1 rRNA gene is annotated in these 1,656 nt (G+C 44.6%); it reads right to left on the reverse strand.

From position 1 onward, the window contains the following. Positions 1 to 87 precede the first annotated feature (87 nt). Positions 88 to 1,622, reverse strand: a 16S ribosomal RNA gene (locus M8044_RS02405). Positions 1,623 to 1,656 lie beyond the last annotated feature (34 nt).

Below are 1,656 nucleotides of genomic sequence, written 5' to 3' on the forward strand. Positions count from 1 at the left end.
AGCCCTTTGGCGCTTAAAAGAAAAACTTATTTTCTACTTAAGTCTTTCAAAACTGAAGATGATGATTTTAGTATATATAGTCCTTAGAAAGGAGGTGATCCATCCCCACCTTCCGGTAGGGATACCTTGTTACGACTTAACCCCAATCATCAACCCTACCTTAGACAGTTCCCTCTTCTTGCGAAGTTAAGCTACTGCTTTCGGGTATTGCTAACTTTCGTGGTTTGACGGGCGGTGTGTACAAACCCCGAGAACGTATTCACCGCGACATGCTGATTCGCGATTACTAGCGATTCCAACTTCATGAAGTCGAGTTACAGACTTCAATCCGAACTGAGACTGCTTTTTTGAGATTGGCTAAAAACTCGCGTTTCAGCTACTCTTTGTCACAGCCATTGTATCACGTTTGTAGCCCAGATCATAAGGGGCATGATGATTTGACGTAATCCTCACCTTCCTCCAATGTTTAATTGGCAGTCTCGCTAAAGTCCCCACCATTACGTGCTGGCAATTAACGACAAGGGTTGCGCTCGTTTTAGGACTTAACCTAACATCTCACGACACGAACTGACGACAACCATGCACCACCTGTATCCCTGATAACCTCCACTATATTTCTATAGCTTTGCAGAGTATGTCAAGACCTGGTAAGATTTTTCGTGTATCTTCGAATTAAACAACATGATCCACCGCTTGTGCGGAGTCCCGTCAATTCCTTTAAGTTTCATACTTGCGTACGTACTACTCAGGCGGAGTACTTAATGTGTTAACTTCAGTACCGAGTTTTACCCCGACACTTAGTACTCATCGTTTACGGCGTGGACTACCAGGGTATCTAATCCTGTTTGCTACCCACGCTTTCGTGCCTCAGCGTCAGTAAAGACCCAGCAAGCCGCCTACGCTTCTGGTGTTCCTCCATATATTTACACATTTTACCGCTACACATGGAATTCCGCTTGCCTCTATCTCACTCTAGTCAAGACAGTTTCTATAACAAGACAGCGTTAAGCACTGAAATTAAATTATAGACTTATCTAACAGCCTACGCACCCTTTACGCCCAATAATTCCGGATAACGCTCGCCCCCTATGTCTTACCGCGGCTGCTGGCACATAGTTAGCCGGGGCTTATTCATTGAATAACGTCAATATAGTTTTTCCACTACTTTTTCTTCTTCAATAAAAGAACTTTACATACCGAAATACTTCATCGTTCACGCGGCGTTGCTCGGTCAGAGTTTCCTCCATTGCCGAAAATTCCCTACTGCTGCCTCCCGTAGGAGTTTGGGCCGTGTCTCAGTCCCAATGTGGCTGTTCAACCTCTCAGTCCAGCTACACATCATCGTCTTGGTAGGCTTTTACCCTACCAACTAACTAATGTGGCGCAAGCCCCTCTTTAAGCATACCTTCGTAAGAAGGTCTTTTAAAAACAAAAAGATGCCTTTTTGTTTCCTATCCAGTCTTAGCAACCGTTTCCAATTGTTATCCTCGTCTTAAAGGCAGGTTACTTACGTGTTACTCACCCGTTCGCCACTAAAACCTTTTAAGGGGTTTTCGTTCGACTTGCATGTATTAGGCACGCCGCCAGCGTTCATCCTGAGCCAGGATCGAACTCTCCATGAGATTCATAGTTGCATTACTTATAGCTTCCTTGTTC

Source organism: Columbia Basin potato purple top phytoplasma, assembly GCF_028595955.1.
Taxonomy (GTDB): domain Bacteria; phylum Bacillota_I; class Bacilli_A; order Acholeplasmatales; family Acholeplasmataceae; genus Phytoplasma.